Source organism: Gracilibacillus saliphilus (genome assembly GCF_010994085.1).
GTDB lineage: Bacteria > Bacillota > Bacilli > Bacillales > Amphibacillaceae > Gracilibacillus > Gracilibacillus lacisalsi.
Genome location: NZ_WJEB01000002.1, coordinates 320,546 through 337,208, shown reverse-complemented (window position 1 = coordinate 337,208; position 16,663 = coordinate 320,546). Strand labels below are relative to the sequence as shown.

Annotated in this window: 18 protein-coding genes; all 18 read right to left on the bottom strand. The window is 39.2% G+C overall.

The window, feature by feature from the left end; all coding sequences use genetic code 11:
- Window positions 1-429 precede the first annotated feature (429 nt).
- The 18 genes from atpE to prmC all read right to left on the bottom strand — a co-directional run bounded on the left by atpE (window position 430) and on the right by prmC (window position 16,662).
- Window positions 430-636 carry a F0F1 ATP synthase subunit C gene (gene atpE, locus GHT08_RS05745; RefSeq protein WP_018930781.1) on the bottom strand — a complete coding sequence of 69 codons (207 nt, stop codon included), beginning with the start codon at window positions 634-636 and terminating at the stop codon, window positions 430-432.
- Window positions 637-684: 48 nt separating this feature from the next.
- Window positions 685-1,407, bottom strand: a complete 723-nt coding sequence (gene atpB / locus GHT08_RS05740; RefSeq protein WP_163580480.1) for a F0F1 ATP synthase subunit A — start codon at window positions 1,405-1,407, stop codon at window positions 685-687.
- Between the two features lie 5 nt (window positions 1,408-1,412).
- Complete coding sequence (locus GHT08_RS05735; RefSeq protein ID WP_163580479.1) at window positions 1,413-1,799, bottom strand: ATP synthase subunit I; 387 nt, start codon at window positions 1,797-1,799, stop codon at window positions 1,413-1,415.
- Window positions 1,800-1,801: 2 nt separating this feature from the next.
- Window positions 1,802-2,023: an AtpZ/AtpI family protein gene (locus tag GHT08_RS05730; RefSeq protein ID WP_163580478.1), complete on the bottom strand. Its 222-nt coding sequence runs from the start codon at window positions 2,021-2,023 to the stop codon at window positions 1,802-1,804.
- Window positions 2,024-2,381: 358 nt separating this feature from the next.
- Window positions 2,382-4,469 carry a S8 family serine peptidase gene (locus GHT08_RS05725; protein ID WP_272953882.1) on the bottom strand — a complete coding sequence of 696 codons (2,088 nt, stop codon included), beginning with the start codon at window positions 4,467-4,469 and terminating at the stop codon, window positions 2,382-2,384.
- Window positions 4,470-4,612: 143 nt separating this feature from the next.
- The gene (locus tag GHT08_RS05720; protein WP_163580477.1) at window positions 4,613-5,899 is read right to left on the bottom strand and encodes a serine hydrolase domain-containing protein; all 1,287 of its coding nucleotides are present in this window, start codon (window positions 5,897-5,899) and stop codon (window positions 4,613-4,615) included.
- Between the two features lie 432 nt (window positions 5,900-6,331).
- A complete protein-coding gene (gene upp, locus GHT08_RS05715; RefSeq protein ID WP_163580476.1) occupies window positions 6,332-6,961 on the bottom strand; it encodes a uracil phosphoribosyltransferase in 630 nt (209 codons plus the stop codon).
- A gap of 299 nt (window positions 6,962-7,260) precedes the next feature.
- Window positions 7,261-8,496, bottom strand: a complete 1,236-nt coding sequence (locus tag GHT08_RS05710) for a serine hydroxymethyltransferase (RefSeq protein ID WP_163580475.1) — start codon at window positions 8,494-8,496, stop codon at window positions 7,261-7,263.
- 174 nt (window positions 8,497-8,670) lie between these two features.
- On the bottom strand, window positions 8,671-9,216 hold the full coding sequence (locus GHT08_RS05705) for a TIGR01440 family protein (protein WP_163580474.1): 546 nt from the start codon (window positions 9,214-9,216) through the stop codon (window positions 8,671-8,673).
- Between the two features lie 19 nt (window positions 9,217-9,235).
- Window positions 9,236-9,676, bottom strand: a complete 441-nt coding sequence (gene rpiB, locus GHT08_RS05700; RefSeq protein ID WP_163580473.1) for a ribose 5-phosphate isomerase B — start codon at window positions 9,674-9,676, stop codon at window positions 9,236-9,238.
- A 35-nt stretch (window positions 9,677-9,711) separates the two neighbouring features.
- Window positions 9,712-11,013 carry a methyl-accepting chemotaxis protein gene (locus tag GHT08_RS05695; RefSeq protein WP_163580472.1) on the bottom strand — a complete coding sequence of 434 codons (1,302 nt, stop codon included), beginning with the start codon at window positions 11,011-11,013 and terminating at the stop codon, window positions 9,712-9,714.
- Between the two features lie 29 nt (window positions 11,014-11,042).
- On the bottom strand, window positions 11,043-11,603 hold the full coding sequence (locus GHT08_RS05690; RefSeq protein WP_163580471.1) for a low molecular weight protein arginine phosphatase: 561 nt from the start codon (window positions 11,601-11,603) through the stop codon (window positions 11,043-11,045).
- 304 nt (window positions 11,604-11,907) lie between these two features.
- On the bottom strand, window positions 11,908-12,456 hold the full coding sequence (locus tag GHT08_RS05685; RefSeq protein ID WP_163580470.1) for a manganese efflux pump MntP: 549 nt from the start codon (window positions 12,454-12,456) through the stop codon (window positions 11,908-11,910).
- 87 nt (window positions 12,457-12,543) lie between these two features.
- Window positions 12,544-13,563, bottom strand: a complete 1,020-nt coding sequence (locus GHT08_RS05680; RefSeq protein WP_163580469.1) for an L-threonylcarbamoyladenylate synthase — start codon at window positions 13,561-13,563, stop codon at window positions 12,544-12,546.
- Between the two features lie 199 nt (window positions 13,564-13,762).
- Window positions 13,763-14,197 (bottom strand): hypothetical protein, encoded by a 435-nt coding sequence (locus GHT08_RS05675; RefSeq protein WP_163580468.1) that lies wholly within the window; start codon window positions 14,195-14,197, stop codon window positions 13,763-13,765.
- 59 nt (window positions 14,198-14,256) lie between these two features.
- On the bottom strand, window positions 14,257-14,850 hold the full coding sequence (gene spoIIR / locus GHT08_RS05670; protein WP_163580467.1) for a stage II sporulation protein R: 594 nt from the start codon (window positions 14,848-14,850) through the stop codon (window positions 14,257-14,259).
- A gap of 131 nt (window positions 14,851-14,981) precedes the next feature.
- On the bottom strand, window positions 14,982-15,722 hold the full coding sequence (gene map / locus GHT08_RS05665) for a type I methionyl aminopeptidase (protein WP_163580466.1): 741 nt from the start codon (window positions 15,720-15,722) through the stop codon (window positions 14,982-14,984).
- 82 nt (window positions 15,723-15,804) lie between these two features.
- Window positions 15,805-16,662: a peptide chain release factor N(5)-glutamine methyltransferase gene (prmC, locus tag GHT08_RS05660; RefSeq protein WP_163580574.1), complete on the bottom strand. Its 858-nt coding sequence runs from the start codon at window positions 16,660-16,662 to the stop codon at window positions 15,805-15,807.
- Between the last annotated feature and the right edge of the window lies 1 nt (window position 16,663).

Here is a 16,663-nt window from a genome sequence, read left to right as displayed (position 1 = left end):
TTACATTCTTTTTTCATAGCTTATGTCGCCTTATTTCATAGGGCGCTCTTTGCTTTTCTTGTTTGTCCAGCTCTAAGTGCCAGAAACTAGCGGTTTTCCCTCACCTTCGTACGATAAGTCAACATCGACTCTTTCTTCGTCGTGTTTCCTTTATCTCCTACACTTCAGTCCAAACCGTACGTTTCTTAACGGCACTCTTTGCTTTTCTTGTTGTCTAGCTCCAAGCTCCCAGCAACTAGCAAACTTTCCTCACCTCATGACACGATAAGTCAACATCGATTCGCTTTCAGCTCATCGTGTTTCCTTTATCTCCTTCCGGTTCAGTCCAGTTTGTACATTGCTGAACGGGCGCTCTTTGCTTTTCTTGTTACAAAGGAATGGCGAAGGTTGTCGTAGACGAACTTCGCCATTCTATCAGATTAAGTATAATTACATTACCATGAAGGCAATAACTACGGCGAAAATTGGAATCGCCTCTACTAACGCTACCCCGATAAACATTGTTGTTTGAAGTGCACCTCTTAATTCTGGTTGACGTGCAATCCCCTCTACTGTACGACTTACGATCATACCGTTACCTAAACCAGCACCAAGTGCCGCTAAACCAATTGCAATTGCAGCTGCTAAAGCTCCCATTGTTTGTTTCCTCCTTTAAAATGTATAGATAATTAAGATTGTATTATTTTAATGGTCTGAACTCACTTTATGAGACATATAAACCATTGTTAACATAGTAAAAATAAATGCTTGAATAGCACCAATAAATAAACTAAAACCTTGCCATGCCATCATAGGAATGATGGATATAAGCGTGAATGGTAAGGCCGCCATGGCCATTTTGGTAATAAGTGATAATAAAATTTCACCAGCAAAGATATTACCGAAGAGACGTAGACCTAGTGTTAAGGTGTTTGTAAACTCCTCAATAATTTTGAAAGGTAATAAAAACGGTACAGGGCGGACATAGTCTTTCATATACTCGCCGAAGCCTTTCGTTTTCACCCCGTAATAATGGGTTAAGATAATGACCAACGCTGATAATGATAATGTGAGCGTTGCATCAGAAGTAGGTGATTTCCACCATAGTGTATGTCCCCATACCCCCATAGTAATTACACCAAGGATGTTACTAATAAAAATGTACACTAGTAGAGTTAAACCTAGTGGTAAGAATACTTTCCCTGTTTTCCAATCCATCGTATCCCCGATAATGCCTTTGACAAAATCGACAATCCACTCCATAAAGTTTTGGAAACCGGTTGGCTTCATCTGAAGATTTCTTGCTGCCAATGTACAAATAATAAATACGATAACAGAAGAAATAAACGTCATTAAAGTAGTGGATAGGTTAAAATCTAACCACGGAATGCCAAACAGATCATGCAACAGCGGTGATTCGTGATCCAATTCCTTCACCTCACTTCCTTTTGCTCGTCTTGTTTTCTGAATAGTGCAAAATCTATCATAATAACAACATAAGTTGTCATTAATCCCAAAATAACAGCCATCAAATGGAAATATTCTTCAAAGCGCATTGCGATGATAACCGCTAATGCTGCCGTGGCTAAGCGGGTAAATGTACCAATTCCTGCTGGTCGACCACCATGTGAGATAGCTTGTCCGAATCGGTCGATCTTCCGCTGCATAACCCACAAATTATAAAAGCTTAATGCTGTTCCCAGGAGGAGTCCGAGGAATATTCTTGTGAAAGGTGTAAACCCCCAGCCAAGAACAAAAAGTGCAAGAAGGTAGAACATCCATTTACGTTGACGGGTTATCATATTTTTGTATTGATCCATGGTTATTCGTCTCCCGTTTTATCTCGTACGTAATGAATGGTTCCATAAAAACCGGCTCCCAGACCCAAAAAAAGTCCGATCACTAAAAAAAGTGGTGATGTGGATAAATACTTGTCTATATTTCTACCAATAAACAAGCCAATTAACGGTGCGCCAGCGAGTTGTGATAAAATAGCACTATATACCGCCAGACCATGGTAAGGGCTCCTTTTTGATGGTGACATTCTTTCACTCCTATGATACAAACGTATTACTTATGTATAAAGGAAGAAAATCTCACATATACACATGTTATTTTCTTCTGCAGTGATTTTCGTCATACCTCTGTAACCCTTATCATCCACACTAAATTAGCATACAATAGGGACCCCCTATTGTCAATCGATTTCAGAGACAAAAAACAAAAATAAACGGACAAGTTTCCACACCTTTCGGCAGATCCCTTTCACTGCTAGTCACCAAGTACAACAAGCCCTTTTTTGAAAATATTGTGAAAATTCCTTCGAGTTTCGAAATAACTGATTTTGTGCGGTTTAAAGGGACTTTTATCCAGTCCCCCCCTGACCACTTATATAAGAAAACTCATCCTGCTCCCCCTTCCCAGATTGTCTGATATTGGTAGGTTTGATTTTCGTTGGTTTCAATCGTTATATTTGCGATATATTGGTTTTTTAGTTGTTCTTGTTGTTCAACTTCTCCTTCAATCACACCGGGTTTTAAATCTGTACGTTCAACTAAGGTAGTAACATATGCGAATGTTTTGGCATCATACAGGTCGATCGTCAATTTTTCAGCCTCTTCTACCAAATACAATTGATAATGATAACTATCTTCCAACGGTGTTATCGTTAACTCTAACCCCATTGCTTTAGGGATATCGTGTGCTTCGGTCAGGAACATATACGGAATGGGGGTTTCATTTACATATAGGTAACCTTGTTTAATACCTTCCTCCATTTGTCCTGTTCTGATCGTTGCTTTTACTTCTACAGTTTTCTTTTCGTCTGGCTTTAAAGTAAAGCTTTTCGGCAACTGAAAACGAATGTCTGTATCTTGCTCTGGTAATTCAAACGCATATCGCTTTTCATGATCTGAGATATTTTCCACCGTTAGCTTGCTTACTTTTTGTTCACTGTTGTCCGTTATTTTGCCAAATTGCAGCAGGGACTGATCAATTAACGTATCTGTTTCCAGTGCTGCTTTGGCATCAATTTTACCTGCCCCTTGTTCAGTAGGTTGGAAGTTTTGAAACGGGTTTGCTGTCGTAAGTATCGCTGCTTTTAGCTGTGCTGGTGTCCAATCTGGATGGGCTTCTTTCAGTAATGCCATTACCCCTGCCACATGTGGTGCCGCCATACTGGTTCCGCTCAATGCTTGGTACCCACCTGGTACTGTACTTAGAATACCAGCACCTGGAGCAACGATTTCTGGCTTTATCGCCCAATTAACAGTAACAGGGCCACGTGAACTAAAATCGGTAACGGTATCCTGAATCTCCTGATATTCTATGCTTAAATAGCCTGGATTCTCTTTTAGCCATTTGCCGTCTTCTTGACTAATTGCTGCTACTGGTATCGAAATATTCGGATCTACTGCACCTTCAAAGACTCCTTCTTCTTCATTGTTAGCGATTAACAATGCTGCTGCTCCTTTTTCCTCTGCTTCTATAGCTAATTGAGCAAAAGGGATCTCTCCCCGTTCCATCATTAGGATCGTATCATGTGTAACCTTTTCCTCTTGATTCGTTACTTCGAGGTCACGTGGAAAATCCCAATTAGGGGAACCTTGCATCGGTATTATTTCAATTTTCTTGTCATGAAATCGCTCGTACAAAAAAGGGCGCTTTAACTTAGGGGTTGATGCCCCGACTGAAATAACCTGATTCGCTGTTGCAGGTGAGCCAACCGTCCATAAATCAGGACCTGTATTACCATTAGCAATGACGACTGTGACCCCTTGTTCTGCAGCACGGTTAACAGCGACACTTGTCGGCCAATCGGGACCATTAATCGAATTACCTAAAGATAGGTTGATTATGTCCATTCCATCTTTGACTGCCTTTTCGATTGCCGCCATCACTTGTACCGATGTCCCGGTTCCACCTGGTCCAAGTGCACGGTAGCCATATAACTCCGCATCTGGCGCAACACCTTTCATCTGTCCATTCGCACCAATTATTCCCGCGACATGGGTACCATGTAACGTAGGCATACCCTGCTCAGGGGTTGTTTCCATTGGGTCATCATCAAAATCAACCAGATCATAGCCACCTCGATAATTGGCCTGTAAGTCGGGGTGTGTATAGTCTATTCCGGTATCAACAACTCCTACCTTGACACCTTTCCCAGTATAGGGGAGTGGTTCAGGTATTAAAAAAGGGATACTTTCATTTATGTTAGTCTCTGTTATTTGTGTTTGATATTCTTGAACCGAATAGATTTGTTGAAAGTTTGTGCGTCTTTTGATTCTTTCGAGGTTACGCTGGTCCGTTTTGATTGCAACGCCATTGAAGATCGTGTCGTAAATTGCAAGAACTTCTACATGGGGATGATATGTTTCTATTTGTTCAGCAAACTCATGTGGAGCACCTTCAACTTCGATAATAAAGGAGTATTCAGTTGAATCTGTAGCTGCTGCGGTAAATAAGAAAAGGGATAAGATCAATGACACAAGAAGCACTCCTTTTAATTAGATAGGAGTATTGTTTACGTTTGGAAGGGGAGATATGTATGGAAAGATTACATACTCCACCTCATAATAAGAATACAGAGTCACTCTCTCAGCTATGTCTAATAATAAATCAATAGATGAAATTATTTTATTTTTTCCAATTCAACCGAAAATCCATCTTCAAAAAGAGTAACGGCTTTTACCTCTCCTTCTGGGTCTTTTAAAAATGAAACAATACCAGGTGACATTTCCAAGCTAAAAATATCTTCTGAAGGTGATTGTTTAATTGGTTTTAGTTCTAATGGATATGCTGGATTTTGAGCCTCATATATACAGAGACGCTCGTTTACATACTCTACGCTGAAGGGGATATTCATGTTAGGCTCTAAATATTCTCCCAAATACTTCTGGAAATTTAATTGATTTTGTTCCAAGTAATCTTTTTTCTGTGGTAACGTTATTAATTGTCCATCTAGAATAGCACGAATATCTTGATGAATAATATCAATTCGAGAACCATAATAGGCTCGATTACTTAATATAATAATAACTAGCTTTTCATCCATATATCTACTTATGAGTGAGTTAAAACCTGTAATTCCCCCTTCGTGATGCACACTTTTTTCAGAAACTTCCCATCCATACCCGTAATTTCCACTGTGTTTTATAAAAAGTTGATGACGAGACTCCGAACTTAGTATGGCATCCGAATATAAAGATTGGTCCCATTTGTAAAGGTCTTCTACTGTTGAATAGACTCCTCCTGCACCATAGCATATGGAGATATCCAACACCGGTCCTTCCTTATAACCATCAGCTGTACCTGTGTATCCAATCATGGGCCTATCTATATTCGTACCGCTTTTAAGTACTCCCGTATCCTTCATGTTGAGTGGCCGAAAAATCGCTTGATCTAAGTATTCTTCATAAGATAGATCCGTTATATATTCAATAACTTTCGTAAGTAAAACATAACCAGAATTACTATAATAACTTTTACTACCAGGTTTAAACAGTAAATTCCTATCGCTAAAATAACCAATAATATCCTCGGGCGTATGGACTTTTGTCCTGTTGAGATAATATTCGAGGGTTTCTGTGTAATTAGGGATTCCAGAACTGTGAGTCAGTAAGTGATGAAGCGTAATCTGGGGTGCATAAGTATAGTGTTTTAAATATTTGTCCAGGGTGTCTTTAACATGTAATTTTCCTTCTTCTTGCAACTTCATGATAGCAGCAGCAATGAATTGCTTGGATACAGAACCTACCAGAAACTTTGATGATGGGGTGTGCGGCTTTTTCTGTTCATAGTCAGACATACCATAGCTTTCATTGAATAATATTTGATCTCCTTTTGCTACCAATACATTGCCAATAAAATAGTCTAATTCGTAGTTTGCTTGCATTAGCATTTCTATTTTTTCTTTCATTTCATTACCTACCTTTTTTGATTTTTCTATTTTCCTTTATTACTTTCGACATTTCCCACCTCAAATCCTGTTCTTTTGCGTACTTTTTAAGAAAAGCGCAGAGCGCTCGCTTAGAAACGTAGCGGCTTCAGAATCAACTGAGATAAAGGAATCACGGTTAGTTTACGAACCTATGATGACTTTCACCTAAAGGTACGACGAATACGATGTTCTAGTATCGACGTTGGTCACAGGACGTGACCGAATTTAGTCGATGAAAGTGCGACTAAGCCTCTGGTTTTCACCAATCGGCAAGTCTTCTTTGATCGTAGGGCGATTCGTGAAGTCGCCTAGTTTTTTGGCGCTCGGAGCTAGACATCTGCGTAAATTTTATACTTTTAAATATACAAAAAAAGGAATGCATGACAACATTCCTTTTTTGTGTTTAGCGTACTATTTTGTTCCGAACAAGCGGTCTCCTGCATCACCGAGACCTGGGATAATATATCCTTTTTCATTCAACTTCTCATCAAGCGCTCCAAGGTAAATATCAACATCAGGGTGATCTTTTTGAATGACTTCTACCCCTTCTGGAGCTGCGAGTAAGCACATTAACTTAATGTTAGTTGCTCCACGTTTTTTCAAGGAATGAATGGCATCATTAGCAGATCCACCAGTTGCTAACATTGGATCTACTACGATTAATTCACGCTCTTCGATATCAGATGGGAGTTTAATATAGTATTCGACAGGTTTTAATGTTTCAGGGTCACGATAAAGGCCAACATGTCCAACTTTAGCAGCAGGAATAAGAGACAGCATTCCATCCACCATACCTAATCCCGCTCTTAAAATAGGAATAATCCCCATTTTCTTACCACTTAATACTTTGGTTGTAGCAGTAGTGACAGGAGTCTCAATAGTTTTCTCCTCAAGTGGGAGATCTCTCGTAATTTCGAAAGCCATTAATGTCGAAACTTCATCTACTAAAGCACGGAATTCCTTCGTTCCTGTATTTTTATCTCGTATGTACGTCAATTTGTGCTGAATTAACGGATGATCTAATACAAACACATTACTCATGAGGAAAACTCTCCTTTTTTTTCAAATTATTATCCCAAAAATCCACAATATTCATCCTTAAAATTGTACAGAAAAACAAACAAGCATGCAAGTATAACTGAGCAAAGCTTGAGAACATAGAAAGGGGTTATTCATATCGGGCACTTTTTATGACTTATCGGGCACTTTTCCTTGGATATCGGGCACTTCTTTCCATTTATCGGGCGTTTTTTCTCGGATATCGGGCACTTTTGCACATTTACCGGGCACTTTCACATAAAACGAAAAAAAGCCAGACTTAGTAGTCTAGCTTTTTAGTATTATTGATATAATGGGAATTTTGCAGTTAGGGCTGCTACGCGTTCACGAGCTTCTTTTAGAGTTGCTTCGTCTTCAGGATTCTTCAACGTTAGCGCAATAATTTTTGCGACTTCTTCCATTTCCGCTTCTCCAAAGCCACGGGATGTTACTGCTGCTGTACCAACACGGACACCACTAGTTACAAATGGGCTTTCAGGGTCAAAAGGAATCGTGTTTTTGTTTGTTGTGATACCCACTTCATCTAGTGCTGCTTCTGCAACTTTACCAGTTAAGTTTAGACCGCGAACATCTAATAATAACAAGTGGTTGTCAGTTCCGCCTGATACGGTGCGGATACCTTCTGATTCTAGCACTTCACCGAATTTCTTAGCATTTTTAATAATGTTTTGACCATACTCTTTGAAGGATGGTTGTAATGCTTCTTTGAAGGCTACTGCTTTTGCCGCGATTACGTGCATTAACGGGCCACCTTGCATACCAGGAAATACCGTTTTATCAATTTTCTTAGCAAATTCTTCTTTACATAACACCATACCACCACGTGGACCGCGTAATGTTTTGTGCGTTGTTGTCGTTACGAAATGTGCGTGTGGTACCGGATCTGGATGTAAACCTGTTGCCACAAGTCCTGCGATGTGTGCCATATCTACCATTAAATATGCTCCTACTTCGTCAGCAATTTCACGGAATTTCGCAAAATCAATTTGGCGAGGATAAGCACTTGCACCGGCAACGATTAATTTCGGCTGTACTTCTTTTGCTTTTGCCAATACATCCTCATAATCAATTTGTTCGGATTCCTGATCAACACCATAATCAACAAAATTGAACAGTTTACCACTAAAGTTAACTGGACTTCCGTGTGTTAAGTGTCCACCGTGACTTAAGTTCATACCGAGTACTGTGTCACCGGGCTCTAAAATAGTAAAATAAACCGCCATATTTGCCTGTGCACCAGAGTGTGGCTGAACATTAACATGCTCTGCACCGAACAATTCTTTGGCACGGTCGCGGGCTAAATCCTCTGCGACATCAACATGCTCACATCCACCATAGTAACGGCGACCAGGATATCCTTCTGCATACTTATTGGTTAATACCGAGCCTTGTGCTTCCATTACTGCTTCTGAGACAAAGTTTTCTGAAGCAATCAATTCAATCTTATCGTTCTGGCGTTTTCTTTCATCTTCCATCGCTTGGAAAATTTCTGCATCAAAATTTTTTACGTGATCCATTTTTGCTCCCCCTAATAATTTTTGGTAGGTGTTTCATATTATTCGTTATTTACATGATCTTATTATAAAATAACATCATTTTTCAAATAATTCTATACTTTTTCACGAATAAAAACAAGAAAATATGCACCTTTTATTCGTGAAAATAAAAAAGGTGCATATTTAGCTCGCTTATTATCCGGGATAAACTGCTCTTGGGCCACCAATTAATTTTGGTCTTGTTCGTGCATTCGTTGTTCTTGCATGACCTACGTAACGCTTCTCCATTCGAAGCGGGATTGCCACAGGCTTCAGTTGCATACCAATCATCGTTTCGCCAATATCGATACCGGCATCTGCTTGTATGGACTCAACTACCACCGCATCTTCTAAATGATCATATGCGTATGCCGCCATCGAGCCGCCAGCTTTTCGTACTGGTCTTACTGACACTTGATCAAGGTTTCGTTCGCGCATGATTTTCTTTTCTAAGACGATCGCTCGGTTCAGGTGTTCACAGCATTGGAAACATAACTGAACACCTGTTTTTTCCTTTAAGCGAGTTAGTTCACGAAAAATCATTGCTGCTACTTCCTCACTACCTGCTGTACCAATACGTTCCCCAGCGACTTCACTCGTCGAACAACCGACGACAAAAAGGTCACCTTCGGAAAGAAGCTCGAGTGAAATCCATTCATCCACAATTGCTTTGAGATCTAATCCCCATTGATCGAGTTTCATGGAATTTCCCCTCATTTCATTACTTATTCTCGTAATCTGATACTTTTCCAATTCGATTAGCGTGACGACCGCCTTGGAACTCTGTACCTAGCCATTCTTTGACAATTTCTCTTGCCAGGCCAGCCCCAATGACACGTTCTCCCATTGTGATCATGTTCGAATCGTTATGCTCTCGAGTTGCTTTAGCACTAAAAACGTCATGTACGAGTGCAGCACGAATGCCTTTTACTTTGTTAGCTGCGATCGACATTCCGATTCCTGTCCCACAAATCAAAATACCACGATCAAATTCTCCATTTGCTACTCGTTCAGCTGCCGGAATTCCGTAATCAGGGTAATCAACAGAATCTGCACAATTGCAGCCTATATCTTCATATTCCATATTTAATTCTTTTAATAGAGATGCAATTTCTTTAGATAAATGAATCCCGCCGTGATCAGATGCTAAAATGACTTTCATCGCATTTATTGCTCCTTTTTTTATAAAAGTGTTGTTTAGCTTAGCTTAAATTGCTCGATCTTTATTTTCAAGTTTTGTGCTTGTTGATCGAGTGAGATCGCCAACTCCTCTAAATTTTCGGCAAAACCTGCCTGTTCCTCAACAGTAGCCTGCATTTCTTGGGCACCAGCAGACGTTTCTTCCGCAATCGCAGCAACATTTTGTGACTTCGCTTGTGTTGCTTCGATTTCTTGTAACTGATTGTCTACGAGCTGTGATATTTCTCTGATAGCGGATGCTACCTGGTATACCGAATCCGACATATTATCGATAACTTGGTTCGTTTCTTCCCCTTTTTTCACTTCTCCACGTGTTTCATCAACCTGTGTACGCATATTGCCTACTACCAGTTCGACATCTTTTTGCATATCCTGAATCAAGTTAGAAATGGTTTGCACAGCGTCAGAACTTTGATCCGCTAATTTCCTCACTTCTTCAGCAACAACCGCAAACCCTTTTCCTTCTTCCCCTGCACGAGATGCCTCAATCGATGCATTCAATGCTAAAAGGTTCGTTTGTTCACTAATGTCACCTACAAGCGAGATAACATTTTCGACTTCTTTCGCCTTTTGGGATAAACGATTCACGTCATGAAGTGCATAATCCTGATTATCTGCCAGCTGGCCAATACCTGAAACTAATTGACTGATAACCTCTTTAGATTCATTTAACTGCTCAACCATTTCATTAGATTTAAGCTGTGAATCTTCTGCTTTTTGATCTACTTGGGTTGCTAAACGTGTGGAATTTTCCACTGCTTCTGCTGTTTGTTGAATCGCATCAGAAGTTTCTTCGGCACCAGTCGAAATTTGACCTATCGTATCCTCTAAAACATCTGTCTGTTGTTTTGTTTTAGATGCCGCATCTTTCATTTTATGTACAGATTGCGATGTTTCTGACGCATGTTGTTCAATTTCCGTTAAAACTGTTTTTAAATGGTGGACCATTTTTTGAAATGCGATCGTTAATTCACTGATTTCATCGCCGTTCGTTTTCGGTTGTTCAATCTCGACATTTAAATCTCCATCTGCCACTTTAATTGCAACACTTTTCAATTTGTTAAGTGATTTCGTAATAAATCCTGCTGCAAAGAACGCTAAAATACCAGACCAGATAATCCCAAGTGTTAATGTCCCTAATACATACCATACATCAGGGATATCAATAAACCCCCCTATTATATCTTTTAAAACATAAATAAATAGCGCACTAGTAGAGTATGTAATGAGAGCTAGCAAAGTTGTAAATATTACCAATCTTATCCTTAGACTTACCCCTTTTTTTGTTTTCCCTTCCATTTGACGTCCTCCTCAAAAAACATGACTTTTTATCTATCTTTATTGTCTATCTTTTTGACTAATAGTTCAAGATAATTGTCCAAATCTTCATAAGTTTTTTGATAAGTCATGTAATTTCCGCCAAACGGATCGATTATATCAACGTTTTGAACTTGCTTTTCCAACTGATTAATTTGATCTAGTAAATTTGGGTCAACTTCACTTTCTGTTAATTTTGCTTCCTCTAATTGCGCATAGGCTTCTTTTAGCTCATTCCAATTTTTTTCATAGTTTGGGTCAGCATACTCTTTTAAGGTAAAGATTTTCCCTGTATCTGCTGGATAGCTTTGTTTCAACATATCTCGATGATTCTGCGTCATGGTTAGAACTAAATCAGCCCATTTTATCAAATCTTCTGTAACAGGTTGAGACTTATGGTAAGATGAGATTCCTTCCTGTTTCAATACCTCGCTTGTCCCTTCGGAAGCCGGCATCCCTTCACCTGCAAAGAGTCCGGCTGATTGAACGTTATGCTCTGTTTTATGTTGTAATATCGCTTGAGCCATCGGACTGCGACAAGTATTGCCTGTACAAACGAACAAAATATTCATGTATTGCTTGCCTCCATTATTGATACTACTCATTATTTTCATCATTAAATAATTTCCAAGGAGCTAGTGAAGTTCTTCCTGGGATATCTGCCTTTTTCCAAGGAGCAGCATTTCCCTTCCAAGGATATTTCCTTCTGTTCCGTGGATATCTGTCTTTTTCCTTTGGAAGAGAAGACTTTTTCCATGGAGTAGGCGTTCTCTCCCTTGGATATTCGTTTCCCAACCTTTAATTTAATCATATATCTAAAGAAGCGGGGTTCTTTTCCAGATACAAATCATAATCTCCTTTTATTATATCATATTATTAGAATAATACGTGCAGTCCAAAAGCAAAGAGAATAGCTCCTCCCAACAGTTCACTGTAGGTGCCTAGCAAATGATGAGTTCTTCTGCCTATTAGTAATGCACACCAAGTTAATACCGTACTGAAAAGACCGAACATGGTAATTGCAAATACTGTTGCAACTCCAGAAAGGCCAAGTGATAGACCAATTGAAAAGCTATCCAAACTTACACTAAAAGCAAACATGATTAAGCCAAAACCAACCGGCGCTAATATTTGTGTATCTTTTTGCCAAAAAGTTTGAAACATCATTTGAAACCCAATTGCACATAATAATAACCCTGCAGCAAGTATGGCAATTCCTTCTATTTTATCGGAAAGTATTGAACCTAACAACAAACCAATAAAGGGCATGATCATATGAAAAATACCGACCACAAGACCGATTAAAAATATTCTTTTCAAACGGATTTCTTGCATCCCCATCCCTAATCCGACTGAAAAGGCATCCATTCCCAAGGCAAATGCCATACATATAATAGATATAATTTCCATGATTGATGTTACCATTCAAAAAAAAAGCCCCCTTCGCACTTAAACAAATAACAAGTGAGACATGCTAGTCCCCTTGTCCCATTCTTATGCGTGGGGGGATCGTTATATGTTTTTGTTTTGCGTATAACGATGAGTGGCAGCTTTCGTCAGTCGATTCATGATAGCATCACCAATACCTTCTTGCGGGTAGGTTTCAGCTAAAATAATGTCAACGTCCGTGTCATTAAAATACCTTAATCCGTAGTAAAGGTTAGCGGCTACTTGAGATAAGTCATCTCGACTGCCACAGTTATAACTGATATCAGCTTGAAGCTGATTAACTAACGGTTTACTGGCAATGATCCCAACTTTTTTTCCTTCTTGTTGATAGCTGTGGATATAATTTTGGAAAAAGCTTTGATCGCCATCTATTAATACAAGCGGAGCGTCTGGTTCATAATGAGTATATTTCATCCCCGGTGATTTTGGCTGATTTTCTTTTAGAGAACTTGTTAATTCCACTTTGCCTGCAACTTGCTCTATCTGCTGTTTAGTCACGCCACCAGGTCTTAAAATAACCGGTATATCACCTGTTGCATCGACAACAGTTGATTCTAAACCTACGCCTGTCGCACCACCATCAATAATTCCAGCAATTCTTCCGTATAAATCCTGGTAAACATGCTCAGCTGTCGTTGGACTCGGTTTTCCCGAAAGATTTGCACTTGGTGCAGCAAGTGGCAGGTTAGCCTCTTGAATTAGCGCCCTACCGATTGGATGGTCAGGAATCCTGATTCCCACGGTGTCCAATCCAGCTGTGACCGTGTCTGCGACAGTTCCATTACTTTGTAAGATAATCGTAAAAGGGCCCGGCATAAAATGTTCGATTAACTGTTGGGCCATTGTGGATATCTCCGTAACATAATGTTGGATTTGACTTTGATCATGGACATGGACAATTAAAGGGTTATCAGATGGGCGGCCTTTGGCTTTAAAAATCTTTGAGACCGCAACTTCACTCGTTGCATCCGCTCCTAATCCGTAAACTGTTTCAGTGGGAAATGCCACTACTTCTTGCTTATTTAATAATTGAGCGGCTTTTATTAATGACTGTTTGCTTGCATCCCATTTTTCTGTTTTCATGTTATCCCTCGATCTAGATAGATTCTACCCACTATTATGAAGTTATCAAGAAAATTGTGCAAGCACCTTTTGTTATCCACAGCATTTTCCACAACAATTATAAAAAATGTGTACAAATCAGCCCTTTATACACATTTTTATAAACAGAGCATATTTATAAATGATAAATCCTTTTAGTTACACACAAGGTTTTACACATTCACATATAATTTTGTGTATAACCGTTGTTTTTATCCACATTTTCTAGGATAGTTATCCACCACGATGCTTGTAATGATTCTTCTAAAACTTGATCTGTCAGGTTATATCCTAATTGTGTTAATAACTGCTCGAGAACAGCTGTTTTGCTGTGGATAATTAAAGACTTAGCACCATAACTCTGCGTTAACTTCTCTGCTGTTTGAATAATCGATACCGGTAGTAGAACAGGTGCATTTCTTTTCATGATTAAACTCCGTAACCAATACGTATGGCGATCAACTGGAATAAGGGAGAAAAAGGCTGCCGGTTCTTCTTTTTTATAAATAAAATATCCATATTGCTTCATCTCTATTTCATTGAATTGCGGCACCTTTTCATCAAAAAAAGCTTCAAATTCCTTTTGATCCAACTCCTTCGTCGGTATTAATTGCATCCTCTCACCTCTATCATTTCGTCTTACTATTAATCTATGACAAAATGATAGTTTTATGATTAATTAAACCATTTTAAAAAGAAAAAAGTGTATTCTACTTCCTCTTCTCCCTTTTCTTCTTCCTCTTGTTCTTCTGTTTCTTGATCCTCTTGATCAGCTTCGGCAGCCTCCACAGTTGTACCAAATGAAAAATCTAAAAAACATAATGGCGGAAAAACAACACACCACCAATTGGATCCTTCTGCTTCTCCTAAAGTGATCAGAATTGCTTCGTATTCGCCAGCTGGGTAGAGATAATCATCATATAGTTTCGTCGGAAATTTAACATCTTTACGATATTCCACCGTATACGCTTCACCTGCTACTGTATCTTTCACGATTTGATCGATATCATCAATGCGAGAGGAAATCAGTTGTCTCGCTTCGTCAATATCATCCATTTCTTCTACCCATTCTGTCACTTCTTCATTTACCGCATCCCTAACAGCGTGTTTTAGCTCCTGATCTTTCTCAGCATCGCTGTTTGCTAAAATCCTTAAACGGATTGCTTCATCAGGAATAACTTGGTAGGATTGTTCGTTACTCGTTACCTTTTGTGGAAAAAAACCTATAATTAAAAATATAAGTACACTAAATAAAATAAGCTTTCGCATTTTTTAATCCCCCTGTAATTAACGTTTGCTAGTCACAGTGTGGACAATATCGAAAGCTTTTAAACTTTTAATCTATTAATTTTTCGATAAGGAGGACTTTTATCTAGTAACAATATGTGGCATTAGCGCTATTACGATGTAGTAATAAGCGGTCCTTCCTTCGTAAGAATAATCGTATGTTCGTATTGAGCCACAAAACTTTCGTCGGTTAGGAAGGTCCATCCATCTTCGGATTGGTAAACTTCTTCTTCCAATGTCGAGATAAAAGGTTCAAAGGCAATGACCATACCATCTTTTAAAATTTCGTCATCCCAGCGCGAGTAGTAATTGAAAATATGATCTGGTGCTTCATGAATGGAGCGCCCAACACCGTGTCCAGTAAGATTTTTGATGACGGTTAAGCCGTGTTGTTTTGCTACATTGTGTACAGTTTTTCCGAGCGCGCTTTTTTTCGAACCTGGTTTTGCCTTCTTTAGACCAGCGTCGAATGCTTCTTTAGCAACGTCACATATTTTCTGTAAATGGCTCTCTCCTTCCCCCATTACAAAAGAAATTCCAGTGTCTGCGAAATAACCGTTTTTCGAACCTGAAACATCAATATTCACAAGGTCCCCTTCTTGAATGGTCCGATCTCCAGGAATCCCGTGCGCTACTTCTTCATTGATGCTAATACACGTATATCCAGGGAAATCGTATACTCCTTTTGGAGCAGATTGAGCTCCTGCTTTTTCAAACATCTCTCCAGCAATTTCATCGAGTTCTTTTGTAGTAATTCCAGGTTTAGTGCAATGGACTAATTCATCTCGAATCGCTCCACAAATTCGACCAATTTCTTTTAAACCATTAAAATCCTCTTCAGTTTTTGCAATCATCGTATAACCTCACTTTTTAACGTAATTTTATGCCTTTCGTTTTATCTCCGAAACGGCTTTTTCTTTAATAAGTTGTTCCTGCTTACAACATCGCTCGTACAATTCGGTCTTTGCCATTGATGTCTTGGAAGATGGTCACTTCACTGTTAGGAAATTGCTGCTTAATCAGTTGATTAACTACTTCTGCTTGTTTATGGCCAATTTCAAAAAAGATCATGCCTTGTTTATTTAATACTCGACCTGCTTGGTGAATAATTTGTTGATAAGCGGCTAAACCATTGTGATCTGCAAACAACGCCATTTCCGGATCAAAATGTTTTACGGTTTCCGAAAGACCCTCAGCTTCACCGTATGCAATATAAGGAGGGTTGGAGACGATAAGATCGACTTTTTTTCCTTGTGTGATGATTGGTTCTAAGAAACTCCCGTGATAAAAGTCAACCTTCGCTTCATGTTTGTCTGCGTTTTTTTTAGCGACTTTTAATGCCTCTTCAGAGAGATCTGTTGCGAGCATTTCGATCTGCCTGTTGTGTTCCCATTCTTTTGCCAGGCTGATAGCGATTACGCCACTGCCTGTTCCGATATCCACACAAGTAATATTGGTTTTATCCACAGCTTCTATTACCTGTTGAACGAGTTCTTCTGTTTCCGGTCTTGGAATGAGCACATGTTTATTAACATGGAAGATACGACCATAAAATGCTTCGATACCTGTTAAATGCTGAACGGGGATTTTTGTTTCGGCATGTTGTTCGACCTTTTGCTGAAATTCGGCTAACTTACCTTCAGCAATCGAATCGCGTAAATGAATGATTAGGTCGGTTTTTGACCAATCCATTATGTGTAAAAGTAAAATTTCTGCCACTTTCGGTTCACAGTTATGTTTTTGTAAAAAAGAAGAAGCCCATTCCAGGGCCCCATGTACAGTTGATATTTGCATG

Bases quoted from the DNA above. Each gene is read 5' to 3' on its own strand.
- GHT08_RS05705 (WP_163580474.1), bottom strand. From the start codon at position 9,216: ATGAAACTCGATCAATGGGGATTAGATCTCAAAGCAATTGTGGATGAA.
- map (WP_163580466.1), bottom strand. From the start codon at position 15,722: ATGATTGCAAAAACTGAAGAGGATTTTAATGGTTTAAAAGAAATTGGT.
- GHT08_RS05685 (WP_163580470.1), bottom strand. From the start codon at position 12,456: ATGGTAACATCAATCATGGAAATTATATCTATTATATGTATGGCATTT.
- GHT08_RS05695 (WP_163580472.1), bottom strand. From the start codon at position 11,013: ATGGAAGGGAAAACAAAAAAAGGGGTAAGTCTAAGGATAAGATTGGTA.
- GHT08_RS05690 (WP_163580471.1), bottom strand. From the start codon at position 11,603: ATGAATATTTTGTTCGTTTGTACAGGCAATACTTGTCGCAGTCCGATG.
- prmC (WP_163580574.1), bottom strand. From the start codon at position 16,662: ATGCAAATATCAACTGTACATGGGGCCCTGGAATGGGCTTCTTCTTTT.
- atpE (WP_018930781.1), bottom strand. From the start codon at position 636: ATGGGAGCTTTAGCAGCTGCAATTGCAATTGGTTTAGCGGCACTTGGT.
- GHT08_RS05710 (WP_163580475.1), bottom strand. From the start codon at position 8,496: ATGGATCACGTAAAAAATTTTGATGCAGAAATTTTCCAAGCGATGGAA.
- GHT08_RS05720 (WP_163580477.1), bottom strand. From the start codon at position 5,899: ATGAAAGAAAAAATAGAAATGCTAATGCAAGCAAACTACGAATTAGAC.
- GHT08_RS05675 (WP_163580468.1), bottom strand. From the start codon at position 14,197: ATGCAATTAATACCGACGAAGGAGTTGGATCAAAAGGAATTTGAAGCT.
- spoIIR (WP_163580467.1), bottom strand. From the start codon at position 14,850: ATGCGAAAGCTTATTTTATTTAGTGTACTTATATTTTTAATTATAGGT.
- GHT08_RS05730 (WP_163580478.1), bottom strand. From the start codon at position 2,023: ATGTCACCATCAAAAAGGAGCCCTTACCATGGTCTGGCGGTATATAGT.
- GHT08_RS05735 (WP_163580479.1), bottom strand. From the start codon at position 1,799: ATGGATCAATACAAAAATATGATAACCCGTCAACGTAAATGGATGTTC.
- upp (WP_163580476.1), bottom strand. From the start codon at position 6,961: ATGAGTAATGTGTTTGTATTAGATCATCCGTTAATTCAGCACAAATTG.
- GHT08_RS05680 (WP_163580469.1), bottom strand. From the start codon at position 13,563: ATGAAAACAGAAAAATGGGATGCAAGCAAACAGTCATTAATAAAAGCC.
- rpiB (WP_163580473.1), bottom strand. From the start codon at position 9,676: ATGAAAGTCATTTTAGCATCTGATCACGGCGGGATTCATTTATCTAAA.